This window comes from Paenibacillus aurantius, assembly GCF_032268605.1.
In the GTDB taxonomy this organism is placed as follows: Bacteria; Bacillota; Bacilli; order Paenibacillales; family NBRC-103111; genus Paenibacillus_AO; species Paenibacillus_AO aurantius.
On the sequence record NZ_CP130318.1, the window covers coordinates 3,630,147 to 3,648,923 of the forward strand.

Genomic DNA, 18,777 nt, shown 5'->3' on the forward strand with positions numbered 1-18,777 from the left:
CCCTTTTGAAGCTTAGGATGCCCCATCTTGGCTTCCTCTATTTGGAGCTGAACCTCAAGTTCCGCAATAGGTCCGGTAAGGCCGCGCCGATTCGGGAGGCAGAAGGGTATATTCCTCCTGCTCGGGGCATGAGGCGTAAGGATCCGCAAGTACGGCAACCAGCTTGTGCACCAGCTCCAGCTCTCCATGCTCCGACGCTGCCTCAAGCGCCTCCTCCACCCGGTGATTGCGAGGGATTACCGCCGGGTTACGGGTCCGCATGAGCTCCTCGGAGGCTGCCCTTGATTCCGGCTGCCGCTGCCTTCTCGCCTCCCATTGGTCCAGCCATTCCATGAAGCCGGAGGTCCCGTTCATGGGAATATCCTCCATCTTCCCGTTGGTGAGCGAGCGGAAGGTGTTCGTGAAGTCCGCCCGGAAATCCTTCATCATCGCAAGCAGGCTATCCGCGAGAGCACGGTCCTCCGGCTCCTCTGTAAACAGCCCGAGCTTCCCTCTCATTCCCTCAAGCCAGTGACGGTTAAACTCTTCCGTAAACAGGGCTACCGCCTCCTCCGCGAGCTCCACAGCCCTATCTTCGTCTTCGTGCAGGAGAGGCAGCATCGCTTCGGCCAGCCGGGCCAGATTCCATGCCCCAATATAAGGCTGGTTGCCATAGGCATAGCGGCCTTGGCGATCGATGGAGCTGAACACCGTTGCCGGGTCATAGGCATCCATAAAAGCACAAGGCCCATAGTCGATCGTTTCTCCGCTAATCGCCATGTTATCCGTGTTCATCACGCCGTGAATGAAACCGACGAGCTGCCACTTGGCGATCAACGAAGCCTGCCTTTTAACGACTCCTTGCAGCAAAGCCAAATAGCGGTTGCCTTCCTCTTCCGCCTCCGGATAATGCCTCCGGATGGTGTAATCGGCCAACGCGCGCAGGTCGCTCGCCGTGCCCCATTTCGCCGCATATTGAAACGTTCCGACCCGCAGATGACTGGCGGCTACCCGTGTCAGGATGGCCCCCGGCAGCTCGATTTCTCTTTGGATGGGCTGACCGGTAGAGACCACTGCCAGGCTTCGGGTCGTCGGGATGCCTAGTCCATGCATGGCTTCACTTATGATGTACTCACGAAGCATAGGGCCGAGGGCGGCCCGCCCGTCGCCTCCGCGGGAATAAGGAGTACGGCCGGAGCCTTTTAGCTGGATATCCACCCGTTGTCCGGTTGGGGTAATCTGCTCGCCTAGCAGAAGAGCTCTTCCGTCGCCGAGCATCGTAAAATAGCCGAACTGGTGCCCCGCATAGGCTTGAGCCAGAGCCTGGGCTCCTTCCGGGAGCCGGTTGCCCGCCAGAACAGCAACCCCTTCCTCCTCGGTAAGCGCCTTTTCATCCAGACCCAGTTCCGCCGCCAGCGGGCCGTTTAGTATGGTAATCTTGGGGGCCCGTACGGGAGTCGGACGGGTAAAGGTATAGAAAGCATCCGGCAGGTCTGCATAACTGGATTCCATATTCCAACCTGTCTTTGGGGTAGGGTTATTCTCCGTCATTTTACTCTCCTTTTGGTCCTCAGGTAAGCCGGTCTAACCCAGCCTTTCCCTTTATCTTACCCCAATCTGAATCAACGGACAAAAAAAAGACCTCATCCTAGGCCATGAGGTCCTTTCCTCTTCTTTGGGGGACGGTTCTTTAGAAGATCCCTTACTTAGCTTGCTTAAGGTGCTGCAGCTTCTCGGGATTGGCAACGGCATAGATCCGGTCGATCTGTCCGTTCCGGTAAGCGAAGGAATACACAAATTGCCCTCCGTCCGCGAGATCAATTCGAAGTCCAGGGGAACCGTTCACGGTTACGTAATCAAGCGTATAGTGTCCTGCATAAGTCGCAAGCAGATGCTGGTGAAGCTTCACCACTTGCTCCCATCCTCTAACCGGAACTTGGGCGGCCTTGACCTTGCCGCCGCCATCCGACAGAAATACGACATTTTCGCTGACCAGCTCCAGCAAGCGTTCGGTGTGTCCCTTCATCAGGGACTGGACAAACGCTCGGATGCTCTCCTCGGCAACGGTGACCGAAGGGAGTTCATGGGGATCATGGGTTAGACTCTTTTGTGCGCGGCGGTAGATTTGTCGGCAGTTGGCGCTTTTCTTCTCCACCATTTCCGCTATTTCCTCAAAGGAATAATGGAAGATTTCCCTCAGAAGAAAAACAGCCCTCTCGACGGCATTTAGCTGCTGAAGAAGCAGCAAATACGCCGTGGAAAGCGACTCCCTCTGCTCGTACACCTCCGACGGGTCCTCCTGAACCCCCCCTCGTTCGATTAAGGGCTCGGGAAGCCAGGGGCCGACGTACAGCTCCCGCTTTTTGGCCGAGGAGCGGAGCAAATCCAGGCAGCGGTTGGTCACCATTCTATGCAAAAAAGCTTTCTCGTTAAGGATAGAGGCCATATCGGGTAACTGGCTGTAACGAATAAAGGCTTCCTGTACAGCATCTTCCGCATCCATCACACTGCCGAGCATCCGGTAAGCCAGAGAAAAGAGAGAAGCCCGGTGAAGGTTATAAAGCGTTTCGATGCTCATAAGCAGGTACACCCCCGTAGTTCCTATAGGAAAGGATATGATCCACCGCCCTCTTGGCACTGGCTGCCGCGGCATCAAGTAACCATTCCCCGTGGCTTACCCAATCTCCTGCTACATACAATCCTTGAATTTCCGGTACGGCCGGACCCGGGTTCTCCAAACGGCGCCTATGCATAAAATCGGAGCTGACGGTTATCCGCGGTAGATACTGCCGGGCCACCAACTCGTTTCGCCATCCGGGCTGCACGAGATCCAAGGTTTGCTCCAGATCGCGGAGATCCCGGTCGGGATCCGTCTGCCTGCCCTGGTATTTAATAAGCGAAACAACCTGCGCTCCCGTATCGCTTAAGTGCGCCGCACGGGACTGGTTGGTGAGAAAGACCGCCTGGTCTATTCCATACACAAACTGCTGCTTCGGTTGGGGAAGGCGGCGCAGCGCCACATCGAGACAAGCGGTGGTAATTTCGACGGCTTGTTCCTTCCAGGTATGGAGGGCCGTTTCTTCGGCCTGAGGCACCAATCGGCAGGCCATGTCAGGCGTAGTTGTCATAATCACACAAGAGGTGTCCATCCTCGTGCCGTCTTCACAGCGCACCTGCCGGAGCCTTCCATCCTCATGATCGATCGCCGTCACCTTGGTATTCGTCACGATGGTTACCCCCTGATCCTCGGCCAACCGGGACAAGGCGTCCATCAGGCTGCCCCAGCCCCGATCCAAGTACAGCACCCCTTTAAGGGAAAGCTGCAGCTGATGCAGGACGGGGCCCGCCGCCAGCAGATCAGGAGCCGCCACATAGCTAGCCGTCCTAAACAAAGAATAGAAAAAGTTCCTGACCATGGGATCCTGAATATGGCTTTCCACCCACTCACGGACACTGATCGAATCATAGCGGCGGGCATCCAGCTTCGCCAGTTTCATGATTCGGGAAGCCAGCTCCCATTTTCCTTTCCAGGAGAAGAGGGAACTCGCGGCCCATGCTTTCACGCCAAAAGGCAGCGGATAAAGCTTTCCCTTCCATATTCCGTAGCCTTCAATGGAAGGCTGCTTTCCCTGCAAGGGCAATCCCCATTCCCTAAAAGTCTCAAGAGCCACTCCCGAGTACAAGGCATGCGCCCCCAAATTAAAGTAGTTCCCCTGTTTCACCACGGAGATCGCCCGGCCGCCCACCTGCTTCTGTTTCTCGATGACTAGCGTTCGTAAACCGGCTTTCGCCGCGTAGATAGCAGCCGTTAAACCTGCCGCCCCTCCCCCGACAACCACCACATCATACTTTTGCATAGGAAACCCTTCTTTCCTTCGTTTACCTGTATGACGGGGAAGCAGGGGATTTTGTGACAATTTCGATTAAGGGCTTCTAATCATCAAAAAAGCACCACCCGCCTCGCGGCATGAGGATGCTTACGGAACCGTGTCTGATGCTCACCTGTTGGTCACTCTTTACCCGTCAAGGCAGCTTCAAAACGATCAATGATGTGCAGGAATCTTTCGGCTTCCCGATAAACATGATCGGCAAGCAAAGGATGAATGATGCTCTTGATCCGGCAGGCTTCGATCAGATCGCGAGCCGTTTTCTTGAAGTCCCGCAAGGACTGGACCGATACCCGGTTCTGATCCAGGAACTGATCGAGAAGCGGCGGCGTTTGCGATTGGGGCCGCATGGATTCCAAGTCTATGGCCTGAAAAACCAGCTTATCGAAATCCTCGCTGAACTCCCTGGCCTGATCCACCAGCTTTCTTTCAGAGGGGTCAAGCAGATGACCTATAAATTTGGCGTGATCCGCCATGATCCTTAAGAAAAAGACATTCTCGTTAATGATGGCATCCGGCAAAGGATCCAGCCTTCCCGTGTTTAGTTCCTCCAGACGGTTTCGGAAGTAGAACGCTTCCCGGCTTGTGTGATCAACAAGAAGCGGATAATTATTAGCTCCCGGCAGCTGACAATGCAGAATCAAGCCCAGGACTTTTCTTTTGAAAGCCCATATTTGGGTGACGGCTGAATGAACTTCCACATTAAAACGTTGAATGGTTTGGGGATCCGCTCCCGCATTCATGCCGTTGGCCCTGCTTTCTATTGCTTCAAATGTGGAATAAAAATGATTCGCTTCGTTAATCAGCTGCTTATCCTCCGCTCTAAAGCCGAGCCTCAAAAAAAGCGAATGCTCCTTCATGATGCGTGACCAAAATCTGACTTCATCCAAAGACCGGACAACAAATGCAGTTGACACTCGATCCCCTCCTCGTACGTCCTACCTAAAGATTATTTCTTGATGATCCTCTCTATTCCAATAAGGGAGGATAAAAAGGGCCAGACCAACGCAAAAAAAACCGCCCTTTCCAGGGGCGGCCTTTGAGCTAAAGTGTTGTTAGGGAGAGTAATTAGTCGCCAGCGGGTATTACCATCCTCCCATTCCGGCATTAAACTGCCACTGAACCCCGAACCTGTCCGTCAACATGCCGTAGCACTTGCTCCAAAAGGTCTCCTGAAGCTCCATATTGACGGATCCGCCTTCCTTAAGCCTGTCAAAGACGGATCTAATTTCCTCCTCGCTTTCGGTCACGTAAGCTAACGTAATATTGTTTCCTACGACAAACGGCATGCCGGGAAATACATCGGAGAACATAACGTTGCTTCCGCTGATCGTCAGACGCGTATGCATGATCATATCCTTAGCGGCTTCCGGCAAGGCATATTCCGGATTGGGCGGTATTTCCCCGAACGTCATCATTTTCGGCACCTCTAAGCCGAATACCTCTGCATAAAATTCAACGGCCTCCCGGGTGTTTCCGTTAAAATTCAAATAAACATCAACTGACATTACGTTCATTCCTTTCCCTCGATTTTCTTTTAGAATCCTTCGTTGATCAAGCATCTGTTATCGTGGTTTGCCGCTTTAGTGAGCAGGCTGCTGCCATGCCTGAATTTTGTTCCCGTCCGGGTCCTTGAAGGTAAGCTGAAGTCCGCAGCCGCCTTCATCCCTTATCCCCTGCTCCATCCATACCCCCGATTTCCGTAGCGACGCTTCGAGTGCGTGGATATTCTCCGTCTCAAAGCAAAGCGGAAACATTTCGTAAGGGGAGTTATCCTCCGTCCAACCCGTGGTTAGGAAGATCAAGGGATCTCCCTCCGGACTTGGCAGGAGGAATAACCACTGGCCGCTTGCCATGATCATGATCGCTCCCCCGCCCGGCTTGACCGGCGAACGAAGGGTTAAGCCCAACACTCTCTCGTACCATACCGCGGAAGCCGGCACGTCCTTAACGGGCAGGTAAACGCATTCCACCCGCTTAAGTAAAGCTTTCTCCAATCGCATCCTTCCTTTCTTGAACAAGTGTGAACCATTCCGTATGTACCAAGAAGTTACCCTCATAATAGCACATATGTTCCCATTTGGAAAGCCTTTCATTCCGTTCTCCTGATACTCCTGCTTATGGGAACACTTTTCGCCGCCGCTTGTTTGAGTCAACCCTCACCCGAAACGGGTAAGGATTTACGGAACGCTCTTCCTTATTGTCTCCATGAAGAGCGCATTTGGTTAGCAGAACCCATCTGAATTAACAAAGGAGCTGGCCCTCATGAGTCATTTAACCAAAGATCAATGGAATACCTTAAATAAGCTGCTGGTCGACGAGCAGAAAGAACTGGAAAAGCATTTTGAAGGAGAAGCCCCGGAAGCACAAAACGCCTCCCTCCGAGATTCGGTTGGCGAGTTGACCTCGGTGGACAACCATCCCGCGGATGTAGGAACCGAGGTATTCGAGAGAAGCCGCGACCTGGCTGTCGACGAAACCATGAGCAACCAGCTGGACGAAGTCAACCAGGCTTTGAAGCGAATGGATTCGGGGGACTACGGCACATGCCTGGAGTGCGGTAAAGACATCCCTTATGAACGTCTCGAAGCCATCCCCTATACCGCCTACTGCGTGGACCATACCCCGGCACAGAATACTTCCGACAACCGGCCCGTGGAAGAAGAAGTTCTGGAGCCGGGCCGGGGAGCCACCGATCCGAACAGTCTCACCGAGCAGAATCGGCTTGACGATTCCAACGCTTGGGACATGGTGGAGTCTTATGGCAACTCGGATTCCCCCGCCATGGCGGATAACCCCGATGACTTCCACTACAGCGATTCGGACAACGAGAAAAAAGACGCCCATGGCGCCGTGGAAGAGCTGGATGGTTTCCTCGCCTCCGACCGTGCCGGCCGGCCGCTCGGGGCTGTACGAAACAAAGCTCTGGAAAGCTACAAGGAGAATGGAGAAGGAGAGCCGCTGCTGGAAGCAGAAGGAACGAATTCCTCCAAAACCCGCTGACTTAGCGCCTTTTTCCGGAAACTTCGTTGGTGGGGAAGCCTCTATAGGGCGCACGATGTTCCACAAGGAAGAAGAAGTTCATTTGCGGATAAAGCACTTGGAAGGCCGCTTTCCCAGAAAGCGGCCTTCTTCTGTGTGCGTTTAGCCTCCTAACGAGGTCTGCTTGCCCTCAAAGAAGCACCAGCGGTTCTTGCCCAGCTGCTTGGCCCGGTACATCGCCAGATCGGCATGCTTGATCAAATCCTGGGCCTCGTCGCCATGATAAGGATACAAGGCCATTCCGATGCTTGTCGACACATAAGCCATGGAGCCTTCCAGCGCGAACGGAGCGCTCACCTGCTCCCGGATTTTTTCCGCTACCGTTTCGGCATCCATCCGTTCGGCAATATCCGGAAGAAGGACAATAAACTCGTCTCCTCCGAGGCGGGCCACCGTGTCTCCGGAACGGACGGTTCCCGCCAGCCGATCCGCCACCTCCTGCAGGAGCTGATCCCCCGCCTCATGCCCGTGTTCATCATTGACGGCTTTGAAGCCGTCCAGGTCCAAGAAGAGAACCCCGAGCTTCCGGGAGGTGCGCTTCGCCTGAATGAGCGCGAGCTGCAGCCGGTCGCTGAAGAGGGCCCGGTTCGGCAAGCCGGTCAACGCATCGTGAAAAGCCTGGTAGGTGATCTGCTTTTCATACTCCTTGCGCCTGGTAATATCCTCCACCATCCCTATGAAGAATTCGGGCTCATCGTTAACGCCGCGGACCACCGATACGATGGAATTCCCCCATACCAGTCCCCCATTCTTATGGAAATACCTCTTCTCCACCTGAAAATGGTCCCGGGTTCCTTCCTTAAGCTCTTGCAGAAGCTCCTGTTCTTTCGTGAGATCCTCCGGGTACGTCAGATCGGCCGCGTTCATGCGGCACAGGTCCTCCTCCGGATAGCCGAGAATTTTCTCCATCGCCCGGTTCACTTCGATCGGCCGACGGGTGAGGTCGATGCGGGCGATTCCGACCGCCGCAAACTCGAAGACCGTCCGGAATATTCGCTCCTGCCGGACGATCCGGTAGTACAGCCGGCGAATCTCGTACAGCAGGGTGCCAAGTACGAAGGTCGCGGACAGAATGCTGTTCAGTCTCGCTGCGTACCAGCCCAGGCTGTAACGGCTGCCGGAGAACAGCGTAAGCGTAACATCGAGCAAGGAGGCCAGCAGAGCCACCGTCAGCCACAGCTGAATGACGGTCCTTCCCCTCATCTGGAAGAGGAGCATTCCAAGAGCCGCCAGGTTGACCGCCCATACCACCGGGCCGACCCCGGAAGTGATCAGGATGTGGAAATTGTCCTTCTGGATGATCCGGGGAAGCCAAGCTTCTCCGGATATCGAGATCCAAGTCAAAATGCTTACCAGCAGCAGTGCTCCTCCTACGGATCCCGTCATCAGTCCGATGGCTTGTCTCCTCGAGGCTTGCTTATGCCCGAACCGGCGTTCCACCGCCGCATAAAGCCCGATCAGCAGCGGGAACCCTCCGTGCCAGAACACCCATAGCCAGGTGGCCGTTTGGGTCCCTGCCCCGAGAAGCCCGGCCGCCGAGAAAATCCCCGGAAAGGTCAGAGCATGAGGGATCACGATCAGCGCGTTATAGAGATAAGCGCCAGCAAGGAAAGGCAGAGAAACGGAGCGGGTTACTTGAAATTCGCTCAGGATTAAATAAGCGGTCAACACTTCACTAAAGAAGACCCCTGTAAGAAAAGCAGGCAGGAACGCCTGGACCTGGGATCCGGCTACCTTCGCATAGGGCAGGACGACGCCCACCGCAAGAACGAGAATAAGCCCTACGGCCATAGCGGCTCTACGCTGCTTGACCGAGGACGGATAAACGGTAATGCTGAATGAACTTTCTTCCTGACGGACCGACGGCTTCAACACTAAATTCCCCCCTGCTTCCTTTATCGTATGACTGCGGTCAAAAGTTTAGGGGGAATTAGAGAAAGGGAAATAAGGGAACGGACGGCATGATGGATAGAAAAACCCGCCGGCTCACGCAGAGCGGCGGGTTTTATCAAGGTCACGGGAAGGGCTGACTATTCCTTCTGGATCGACAAGTGGTCGTAAAGAAACTTGTACTGCTTCGCCGCCTGTCCCCAGCCGTAATCCAGCTTGCTGATGTTGGAAATCAGCCGGCTCCATACCTCCGGTTCCCGGTAATAGCGGATGGCTCTCTGAATGGTAAACAACATCTCATGGGCATTGTAGTTGGCAAACCCGAAACCGGTTCCTTCCCCGGTATACTCGTTGTAAGGAATAACGGTATCCTTCAGACCTCCCGTTTCTCGTACGATCGGAACCGAGCGGTACCGGAGCGCAATCAGCTGCCCGAGGCCGCAAGGCTCGAATTGGGAAGGCATGAGGAACATATCGGATGCGGCGTATATTTTACGCGCCAGTTCATCCTGAAAGGTTATGTGGGTGGAAATCTTGTCGGGATGCCGCCAGGCCGCGTCTTGGAACAGCTGTTCGTATTTCCATTCCCCTGTCCCGAGTACGACGAGCTGGACGTCCTCTTCCAGGATTTCCTCCAGCACATGCTCGATAAGGTCCAGCCCTTTCTGCTGCACCAGACGGGAAACGATTCCGATCATTGGAGTCGCCGCGCTGACGGGAAGCCCCAGCTCTTCTTGAAGCTTAATTTTGTTCATCTGCTTCTTGCCGAGCGCGTTGCGGAACTTCACCGGGATGCATGGATCGCTCATCGGATCGTATGCATCGTTATCAATTCCGTTGATGATGCCGTACAGATCGGAGCTCCGCATCCGGAGAACGCCGTCCAGGTTCTCTCCGAAGGTAGGGGATTGGATTTCCTCCGCGTACGTCTTGCTTACCGTTGTAATGATATCGGAATAGAGGAGCGCGGCCTTCATGCAGCTGCCGCCGCCGTAAAATTCCAACCCATCCGTGGTGAAGTAATCGTCGCCGACCCCGAGAAGATCCTGCAGGAGCTCGCGGGAGAAATGACCCTGGTATTTCAAATTATGGATCGTGAAGACGGTCCGGATCGGCTGGTAGTACGGATTGTGCCGGTAATGGGCATCCAGGATAAACGGAATCAAGCCCGTCTGCCAGTCGTGGCAATGTAGGATCTCCGCATCAAAGCCGAGATGAGGCAGGGCTTCACAAACCGCCCGGGAAAAGAAAACGAATCGTTCCGCGTCGTCCCCGTATCCGTATAAGCCTTTTCTCCGGAAATAAAACTCGTTGTCGATGAAATAGTAGTGAATCCCATCGACCTCGAGCTCCTGCAGACCGCAGTACTGCTCCCGCCAGCCAACATAAACGGAGAAGGTCTTCACGAGCTTCATCTCGCTTCTGAATTTCTCCGGAATATCCTCGTACTTCGGCAGGATGACCCGAACCTCTACCCCCTGCTCCTGCAAAGCCCGGGGGAGCGAGCCGATGACATCGGCAAGCCCTCCCGATTTGACAAAAGGAACCGCTTCGGAAGCGGCGAATAACAGCTTCATTTCTCTTTTCTCCCCCTTCCCTCTTAGATGATTTTCCTCTTAACGGCGATGAACGGCGCTTTTGGATCTCCCTTTAAGACCGTATCGTTGCTGACGGTGACATCTTTGTCCAAAATGGCGTTTTCTATGCTGGCCCGCTCGGAAATTTGGCAGTTCTGCATGATGATGCTGTTCTTCAGATGAACCCCGCTGCCGACCTTAACACCGCGGAACAGGATGCAGTTCTCCACGGAGCCGTCGATGATGCAGCCGTTCGCGATAAGCGAGTTGCGGACGAAGGACTTGGGGGTATACTTGGTTGGCGGTTCGTCCTTGACTTTGGTGTAGATGGAGCCCGGCTTGAAGAACAGCTCGTTCCACACATCCGGGTCGAGCAGTTTCATACTGTGCTGGTAATAGCTTTGGATCGTATTGATGACACCTAGATAGCCCCGGTAGCGGTAGCCATAAATGGTGAGGCGGTCGGTGTTCTTCATGATCGCATTACGGACGAAGTGATCGTAGCCTTCGGACAGAGAGGTTTCGACTAGATCGAGAAGCAGCTCCTTTTTCATGACGAAAATTTCCATGGAGATCTTATTGCTCTCCGTCCGCCCGAAGTGATCCTGGATGACAGTGACCCGCCCCTCCGAATTGACCTGAATGCGCCGGCATTTGGCCTGGTTCTGATCGTCGTCATCCTTATAGACCAGCGTAATGTCCGCTTTGCTTTCTTTGTGGAAATCCACCACATCTTCGAGATTGATATTGCAGACCATGTGGCTGCGGGAGATGACTACGTATTCCTGGGAGCTGCGGTAGAAGTAATCCCGGTGCTTATAGAAGTAGAAGAGATCTCCCCTCAGCATTTCCTGAAGCTCTTCCACAGCCGGAGGCAGAATAAAAATCCCGTTGCGCTTGCGCGCCAGATCCCATTCACGTCCGGATCCGATGTGATCCATAAGGGAGCGGTATTTGGTATGGGTAAAAACCGCTACATTCCGTATCCCCGAATTGACCATGCTGGAGAGAATGAAGTCGATCAGCCGGTATCTTCCCCCGAACGGAACGGAGGCAACGGCGCGGTTATAAGTGAGTTCTTCCATATCATCGAGTTCATTGACTAAATTGATGACACCCATTACATCTTTCATGAACAACCGCTCCTTTGACAAATAATGGCTAATTCAGCGTTTCAAAGCTTCCGATCAGAAGGATGTCCTCCTGCTCGTCTTTGGTGCCGCCGATATTACGGCCGTCCTCGATCATGACACCCTCCCCTATGATGGCACGCTGGATCGTAACATTCTCTCCAATGATCGCGTTCGGCATGATCACGGAGTCCTTGATGACGCTGTTCTTCCCGATTCGGACCCCATAGGAGAGCACGCAGTGTTCAATTTCTCCGTGAACCACACAGCCTTCGTTGATCATGGAGCATTTGACCTTCGCTTCCGGGGCGATGAATTGAGCGGGCTGGTTAGGATTAACCGAATAAATTCTCCAGGATTTGTCGTTCAAGCTGATTTCCGGATTGGTTTCTAGCAGGTCCATGCTGGCCTCCCAAAGGCTCTGAATGGTTCCCACGTCTTTCCAGTACCCTTTAAAGGGGTAAGCCACGACCCGGAGCTCCTCTTTCAGCATCGCGGGGATAATATCCTTGCCAAAATCGTTGTCCGACTCCGGATTGCGCTCATCCTGCTCGAGGTGGCGCTTCAGAGCTTTCCAGTTGAAAATATAGACGCCCATGGAGGCCAGGTTGCTCTGCGGCTCCTTCGGCTTCTCGGCGAACTCGGTGATCCGGTAATCGTCGTCGGTATTCATAATGCCGAACCGGCTGGCTTCCTCCCAAGGGACGGGCATCACCGCTATTGTGGCGTCGGCACGGTTTTTTTTGTGGTAGGAGAGCATCTTGTCATAATCCATGGTGTAAATATGATCGCCGGAAAGCACAAGCACGTATTCCGGATCGTACTGCTCCACGAAGCTGATGTTCTGGTAGATGGCGTTGGCGGTCCCGGTATACCACGAGCCTCCGTCCTGCTTCACATAAGGAGGCAGCACGGAAACCCCGCCCTCCTGCCGGTCCAAATCCCAAGGACTTCCAATGCCCAGGTAGGCATTCAGGACAAGGGGCTGGTATTGGGTCAGCACCCCGACCGTATCAATGCCTGAGTTCGAGCAGTTGCTTAAAGGGAAATCGATGATGCGGTATTTGCCGCCGAAATGAACGGCCGGTTTGGCCAGATTGCTTGTTAAGGCCCCCAAACGTTTCCCTTCGCCACCCGCTAACAGCATGGCTACCATTTCTTTCTTGTGCATCAGACCGTTCCCCTTTCCTTTTGCGGCTTGGCCGGCTTTGATTTGGTTCTTACTTTGGCGGAAGAAAGCCGGATGGAAGGCTCTTTGCTCGCCCGGACCGCCGCAATTTTCTTCAGAATGACGACGGCAAGCGGAGGAATGCTCATCTCGATGCTGAATTTCTGGGAATGAAAGGGAAGGGCCTTAGCATGGAGCACACCGGCGCTGCTTCTCTGTCCCGATCCCCCGAAACGGGCATCGTCGCTGTTAAACACTTCTTCATATTCCCCGCGCGCCGGCACTCCCATGCGGAATTCATGATAGACTTCCGGAGTGAAGTTGGCCACCACGATGAGGTCATCCTTCCGCTTCTTCCCCCGCCGGATAAACGAGACGATGCTTTGGCCCGCATTATCGGCGTCGATCCACTCGAATCCGTCCGGGTCATGGTCCCGCTCCCACAGGGCTTCCTGCTCCTTGTAGAAAGTGTTCATCCCCTTGGAGAAGCCTTGGAATTTCCGGTGCATCTCGTAATCGAGCAGCAGCCAGTCCAACTCCTCCCTGTCTTTCCATTCGGCGAACTGCGCGAATTCTCCTCCCATGAACATCAGCTTTTTGCCGGGGTGGGTCATCCAGTAGGCATAAAGCAGCCGGTAGTTGGCAAATTTCTTCCAATAATCGCCGGGCATCTTATCAAGCAGCGACTTCTTACCGTGAACCACCTCATCATGCGACAGCGGCAGAACGAAATTCTCGGTGAAAGCATACATGAGGGAGAACGTGATCAGGTTGTGATGCCGGGACCGCTGCTCCGGAGGAAGCTTCATGTAGCGGAGCATATCGTTCATCCAGCCCATGTTCCATTTGAAGTTAAACCCAAGTCCTCCCTCATACGTGGGGGCACTCACGAGCGGAGTATCCGAGGAATCCTCCGCGATCATGAGGGCGTTCGGATGATAGCGGAACACCGTTTCGTTCAGCTTCTTCAGGAAAGCGATCGCGTTTAGGTCTTCCGTGCTGCCGTCCTCATTGAACGTCCACATGGACTCCGGCTTGTCGAAATTCCGTTGCATCATGGACGCGACCGCATCCACCCGCAGCCCGTCAATGTGGTAGACCTCCATCCAGAACAAGGCGTTCGAAATGAGGAAGCTCTGTACCTCCGGCTTGCCGAAATCGAAGGTCAAGGTGCCCCAAAGCGGCTTCTCCGCCCGGTTGGGATCGGCATATTCATAGAGCGGAGAGCCGTCAAAGAGCCGCAGGCCGTGAGCATCCTTGCAGAAGTGTCCGGGCACCCAATCGAGCAGCACGCCGATCCCCTTCTCATGGCAGCGGTTGACCAGGTATTGGAACTGCCGTGGAGTCCCGTAGCGGCTCGTCAAGGAATAGTACCCCGTGATCTGATAGCCCCAGGACCCGTCATAGGGATGCTCGGAAAGCGGAAGGATCTCGATGTGAGTAAAGCCGGCTTCGACGACATAATCCACGAGACTCTCGGCCAATTCCTCGTACGTATAGAAATCCTCGATTCCCTTGATCCTCCAGGAGCCCAGGTGAACCTCATAAATATTCATCGGCTTGGAGTAAGGCTTCTGAAGCCGCTTCTTCCTCTGCCATTCCTTGTCCGTCCATTCAAATCCGTTGAGCTCCGTTACGATGGAGGCGGTATTAGGCCTTACTTCGGAGAAAAAGGCATAGGGATCGGATTTCAGGATCCGCTCACCCTGCCCGGTATGTATTTCGTACTTGTAGGGGGTTCCTTCTCCGAGTTCCGGGATAAACACCGTCCAAAGGCCGGATTCTCCCGCCCTTTCCATCGGATGGGACATTCCGTTCCACCCGTTAAAATCACCCGCAACGCCCACTTGCCTTGCGTTAGGCGCCCATACGGTAAAGCGCACTCCCGTCATCCCGTTCCGCTCCGCAAGATGGGCCCCCATCAGCTGGTAGCTTTGAAACAAATTGCCTTGATGATAAAGATATAGATCCGGTTCGTAAAGCATTTCCCGTTTCAAAAGACGCACCGCTCCTTGTTCAGCTAATGGACTGTCCTGTAAAGCTTTGGTATTATCATACCCGTCTTTTTTGGGCAGTTCAAATTGTATTACCCCAAAGAAGCCATACTCCAAACACCCCGCCCTCAAAAAAGAAAAAACCCGCCGGCGAGCGGCGGGTTTCGGCTGGAGAAAAGAATTTTGGCATACCCACGACTAGAGGGCTAACGGGTGCTGATTTTCACGGTTCTGGTCCGGTTGTCCCACTCTACCTTGCCCCCGAAGGCTTCCCCGATGAACCGGACGGGAGCCATCGTAAAATTGTTGATTAGCTGCACCGGCACTTCGAGAGGCACGACCTCCCCGTTGCGCCTGGCGTTGAGCTGTCCGATCGGCAGCGAGATCGTGGTCGTCCCTTTGCGGCCCAAGGCGGTCAGGCTCGCCTGGTCCCATTGGACCGTCGCCCCCATCGCCTCAAACACCGCTCTCATGGGTGCAAGGGTGCTTCCGTTACGGATCACGGGAGGCTGCTCAAACATGCAGTCCTTGCCGTCGAGCTGAATGCTGACCCGCGAGGACAGCGTAATGGACTTAACCGCGGCCTGCTTCCCGGCTTGGTTAAACACCTGTACCTGGAGGACGGAGCCTTCCGGTACCTCACTAGCCGACAAGCTGATGCCGTAAGGAGGACTGGTCTGGGAGGCAGCGAGCCGGCCGTTTAACGTGTAGTCGATGCGGCCGATGTAAATATCCGGGATTTTGGCAAAAGGAACGATTCTCGCTTCCTTGCTGAACGAAGCGCTGGTCTCCGCTTTGACATACCCGACCGGGGCAGCCGGCTCCGCTCCCTGCTCCACTTTGGTGAGGAACGACGGATCGGCGATCAGCTTCTTGTAGAGGTCCATCACCGCCGGATTGTCCCGGAGCAGATAGTCGTTCTGGGAATCGCGGGATTTCAGATCCGAATTGAAGTAGGTGATCGCCTTCAGCCGCGGGTACCTCTTCGGCATTATGGAGTACAGCCGGTCCAGGTTCATCTTCGTCCATTCCGTGAAGGACTCTTCGTTTTTGTGCGTCTTGTGCGCTACCGCCGTCTCGCTTAACATGATGGGCTTCCGGTCCGCATATAGACGGTAAAGCTCATCCAGACGCTCTATCGGGCTCGTCCCGAGCATGGGATCGGATTTCTCCCCGTTGCCGTAAGGCTCCGTATACAAGCTGACGCCTACCCAATCTACGTATTCGTCCCCGGGATAGTAAGCCGCCATCGAATATTTCGGCACATCCCCCGGGCTCCAAACCATGGCGACATTCGGCGCCTCTTCCTTCATTACCTTGGCCACCAGACGAAACTTCTCGATGTATTTCGCCGGGTCGCCGCTCCAGTTCGTCCAATTCCCGTTCATTTCACTGGCAAAACGAAGAAAGATGGGCAGCCCCGTCGATTTGGCATCCCTTGCCCATTGGCGCAGGTACGGCCCGTCCTGCACTACATCAAGTCCTCCCGTTGGTTCGAAGCCGAACTGGAGAGCGGCTCCTGCAGCTTTGGCATTCCGGGCATATTGCATAGGGAACGGCGCCTTCACGTCAAAGGGCGTATACGCCAGATACAGGGCATGCTTCTTGCCGTAAATCGATTCGGAACGGGTGAAGTTGTTTCCCATTTGGGGATCGGTTTCTGAATACATGCCGATGTATACGCCCGACTCGGGCTCGAACTTGGCTAGTCCTCCCTTGGAAGATCGGGTCATCGAGCTTATTTCCGTTTCGTCGGTCGTCGACACATAGAGATCAAGGGTGGTGCGGATCTGCTCGGCCCGCATCGTGTCCGCCGCTCCCCAATCCTTGCCGTCCTTCAGCCAATATTCATTCTCCAGCTCGTAATACCGGATGGCTTCGTCATACTGCTTAACGGAGTCGTAATACTTGGCCAGGGATTTCGCATAAAGGGCGGCGTTGGTCCACTCGCCGAGTCCGGCGAAATGAGGAATCAGTTCCTTCCAATAAGGGACGGCTCCAGCAGGATTCCCGGCCTGTTCCTGTGCCTTGGCGTTAACCTCCATGGTCCACCATTTGTCGGCATGAGCCACCTGAGGGGCCGTGACGGAGGTAACGAGCAGGACGGCTGCAGCTGCGGCTGAAAACAGCATTTTGGCGGAGGCGGAACGGTTCTTTCGGGAAGGGGCGGCGGATGGGAGGCGATTAACGGTTGGGCTCATGGGATTAGGTGTCTTCCTCTCTTGATGTGGATCTTGATCCTTATTTCCTTTTCCTAATTATACCTCTTTCCGCCTTGGTTCACATCCTATTTCTTCCTTTCGGTGCCGCATTTCCCACAAGAATAGCGGCCCCTTACTCTTTAGGAGAGGCCCCGGTGGATATTCCCTTCCCCGGTGTTGTAGAATAGGAGGGACAACCGACGAAGGAAGGTTCTGACATGCTAGTTGCCAATAAGTGGAAAGACTACGAATTGATTGATACCGGAAACGGAGAAAAGCTGGAACGCTGGGGAGGCTTCGTCCTCCGCCGGCCGGATCCTCAAATCATATGGCCGATTGAGAAGGAGAACGAGGTTTGGACCCAAGTCAGTGCCCGTTATCACCGCAGCTCGAGCGGAGGCGGGCAATGGGAAGAGAAGGTAAAGCTTCCGGAGCGGTGGACGATCGGGTACGAAGGCCTGAAATTCTACATTCGCCCGACGAGCTTCAAGCACACCGGCCTGTTCCCCGAGCAAGCGGCCAACTGGAGCTGGATGATGGACAAGATCCGTTCGGCGGGCCGTCCGATTCGGGTGCTCAACCTGTTTGCCTATACGGGAGGAGCGACCGCGGCCTGTGCTTATGCCGGAGCAGAAGTATGCCACGTGGATGCCGCCAAGGGCATGGTGCAGTGGGCCAAAGAAAATGCCGCCCTCTCCGGGCTCGCTGACCGGCCCGTCCGCTACATTACCGACGATGTATTCAAATTCGTTCAGCGCGAGCAGCGCCGTGGAAGCCGGTACGACGCTATTATCATGGATCCTCCCTCCTATGGCAGAGGCCCGGGCGGTGAAATGTGGAAGCTCGAAGCGGACCTGTACCGGTTCGTGGAATCCTGCACGGCCGTTCTGACCGACAACCCTCTCTTCTTCCTGATTAACTCTTATACGACGGGACTATCGGCTTCGGTACTGACCAACATCCTGACGCTTACCCTGAAAAGAAACCACGGGGGAACCATCACTAGCGATGAAATCGGGCTTCCGATCACGGCCTCCGGTCTTAATCTGCCGTGCGGCATTCTCGGCCGTTGGGAGGCGTAAGAAGCTATGGGGAACACGCCCGCTTCTTCCGCCGATATCCCTGTCCTCTATGAGGACAATCACCTGCTCGTGGTGGTGAAGCCCTGCAATGTCCCCGTGCAGGCTGACGATTCCGGTGATCCGGATCTGCTGACTCTGCTCAAGGAAGACATCAAGGTTCGATACAACAAACCCGGCAACGTCTATCTTGGCCTCGTCCATCGGCTGGACCGGCCGGTAGGTGGAGTCATGGTGTTTGCCCGAACGTCCAAGGCGGCTTCCCGTCTGTCGGATGCCGTCCGCACCCGCAGCATAGGGAAATCGTACGCCGCCGTGGTGCATGGATCCCCTTCCCCTCGGGAAGGAAGGCTGCATCATTACCTGCTGAAGGACTTCAAGACGAATACGGTTTCTGCCGTATCCTCCCGAACTCCGGGCGCCAAGGAGGCGCTTCTGGATTACCGAACGTCGGGCAGCCGCGATGGATACAGCCTGGTGGCCGTCCGGCTCCAAACGGGACGTTCCCATCAGATCCGCGTCCAGTTTGCGGCCACCGGCTGTCCGCTGTATGGCGACCAGAGGTACGGGGCGGACCGGACCTCTCCCGGCCAGCAGATCGCCCTGTGGTCAACCGGACTGGCCTTCGAGCATCCGACCACAAAGGAACCGTTGTCCTTTCATTCCCCGCCGCCCCATCTCTATCCGTGGACCCTTTGGGAGGAATCGGACTACCTTCCCTTCGAATAGAACAAAAAAAAGTGCAGGGACGCTAACGTCTCCGCACTTTTTTTGTTGGGTTAGCCACCCTGGGCGCAAACTACCCAAAGGCGATACTTTCGTCCGCCCTT

At 54.8% G+C, this 18,777-nt stretch carries 15 protein-coding genes; 3 read left to right on the forward strand and 12 right to left on the reverse strand.

Annotated features, from left to right (window positions below):
* Positions 1–54 precede the first annotated feature (54 nt).
* From MJA45_RS16270 to MJA45_RS16295, 6 genes are all read right to left on the reverse strand, one after another.
* Positions 55–1,530 (reverse strand): protein adenylyltransferase SelO, encoded by a 1,476-nt coding sequence (locus tag MJA45_RS16270; RefSeq protein WP_315602969.1) that lies wholly within the window; start codon positions 1,528–1,530, stop codon positions 55–57.
* 151 nt (positions 1,531–1,681) lie between these two features.
* Positions 1,682–2,557 carry an RNA polymerase sigma factor SigJ gene (gene sigJ, locus MJA45_RS16275; protein ID WP_315602970.1) on the reverse strand — a complete coding sequence of 292 codons (876 nt, stop codon included), beginning with the start codon at positions 2,555–2,557 and terminating at the stop codon, positions 1,682–1,684.
* Positions 2,535–3,836 (reverse strand): phytoene desaturase family protein, encoded by a 1,302-nt coding sequence (locus tag MJA45_RS16280; protein WP_315602971.1) that lies wholly within the window; start codon positions 3,834–3,836, stop codon positions 2,535–2,537. Before MJA45_RS16280 ends, sigJ begins: the two co-directional genes overlap by 23 nt.
* Before the next feature lie 152 nt (positions 3,837–3,988).
* Positions 3,989–4,783, reverse strand: a complete 795-nt coding sequence (locus MJA45_RS16285) for a DUF2935 domain-containing protein (protein ID WP_315602972.1) — start codon at positions 4,781–4,783, stop codon at positions 3,989–3,991.
* Between the two features lie 168 nt (positions 4,784–4,951).
* Positions 4,952–5,374: a VOC family protein gene (locus tag MJA45_RS16290; protein ID WP_315602973.1), complete on the reverse strand. Its 423-nt coding sequence runs from the start codon at positions 5,372–5,374 to the stop codon at positions 4,952–4,954.
* Between the two features lie 75 nt (positions 5,375–5,449).
* Positions 5,450–5,863: a VOC family protein gene (locus MJA45_RS16295; RefSeq protein WP_315602974.1), complete on the reverse strand. Its 414-nt coding sequence runs from the start codon at positions 5,861–5,863 to the stop codon at positions 5,450–5,452.
* 268 nt (positions 5,864–6,131) lie between these two features.
* Here MJA45_RS16295 and MJA45_RS16300 point away from each other — a divergent pair, with 268 nt between their 5' ends.
* The gene (locus tag MJA45_RS16300) at positions 6,132–6,869 is read left to right on the forward strand and encodes a TraR/DksA C4-type zinc finger protein (RefSeq protein WP_315602975.1); all 738 of its coding nucleotides are present in this window, start codon (positions 6,132–6,134) and stop codon (positions 6,867–6,869) included.
* 141 nt (positions 6,870–7,010) lie between these two features.
* Here the strand turns inward: MJA45_RS16300 and MJA45_RS16305 are convergent, their stop codons facing one another.
* The 6 genes from MJA45_RS16305 to MJA45_RS16330 form a co-directional block, all read right to left on the reverse strand.
* Positions 7,011–8,783, reverse strand: a complete 1,773-nt coding sequence (locus tag MJA45_RS16305) for an MASE4 domain-containing protein (protein ID WP_315602976.1) — start codon at positions 8,781–8,783, stop codon at positions 7,011–7,013.
* A gap of 155 nt (positions 8,784–8,938) precedes the next feature.
* Positions 8,939–10,375, reverse strand: a complete 1,437-nt coding sequence (glgA, locus tag MJA45_RS16310; protein WP_315602977.1) for a glycogen synthase GlgA — start codon at positions 10,373–10,375, stop codon at positions 8,939–8,941.
* Between the two features lie 23 nt (positions 10,376–10,398).
* A complete protein-coding gene (gene glgD / locus MJA45_RS16315; protein WP_315602978.1) occupies positions 10,399–11,508 on the reverse strand; it encodes a glucose-1-phosphate adenylyltransferase subunit GlgD in 1,110 nt (369 codons plus the stop codon).
* 28 nt (positions 11,509–11,536) lie between these two features.
* On the reverse strand, positions 11,537–12,676 hold the full coding sequence (locus MJA45_RS16320; protein ID WP_315602979.1) for a glucose-1-phosphate adenylyltransferase: 1,140 nt from the start codon (positions 12,674–12,676) through the stop codon (positions 11,537–11,539).
* A complete protein-coding gene (gene glgB / locus MJA45_RS16325; RefSeq protein ID WP_315608037.1) occupies positions 12,676–14,658 on the reverse strand; it encodes a 1,4-alpha-glucan branching protein GlgB in 1,983 nt (660 codons plus the stop codon). Before glgB ends, MJA45_RS16320 begins: the two co-directional genes overlap by 1 nt.
* A 215-nt stretch (positions 14,659–14,873) precedes the next feature.
* Complete coding sequence (locus MJA45_RS16330) at positions 14,874–16,868, reverse strand: stalk domain-containing protein (RefSeq protein WP_315602980.1); 1,995 nt, start codon at positions 16,866–16,868, stop codon at positions 14,874–14,876.
* A 218-nt stretch (positions 16,869–17,086) separates the two neighbouring features.
* Here MJA45_RS16330 and MJA45_RS16335 point away from each other — a divergent pair, with 218 nt between their 5' ends.
* Together MJA45_RS16335 and MJA45_RS16340 are read left to right on the forward strand one after the other, a co-directional pair.
* Complete coding sequence (locus MJA45_RS16335) at positions 17,087–17,950, forward strand: class I SAM-dependent methyltransferase (RefSeq protein ID WP_315602981.1); 864 nt, start codon at positions 17,087–17,089, stop codon at positions 17,948–17,950.
* A 6-nt stretch (positions 17,951–17,956) separates the two neighbouring features.
* Positions 17,957–18,676: an RluA family pseudouridine synthase gene (locus MJA45_RS16340; RefSeq protein WP_315602982.1), complete on the forward strand. Its 720-nt coding sequence runs from the start codon at positions 17,957–17,959 to the stop codon at positions 18,674–18,676.
* Positions 18,677–18,777 lie beyond the last annotated feature (101 nt).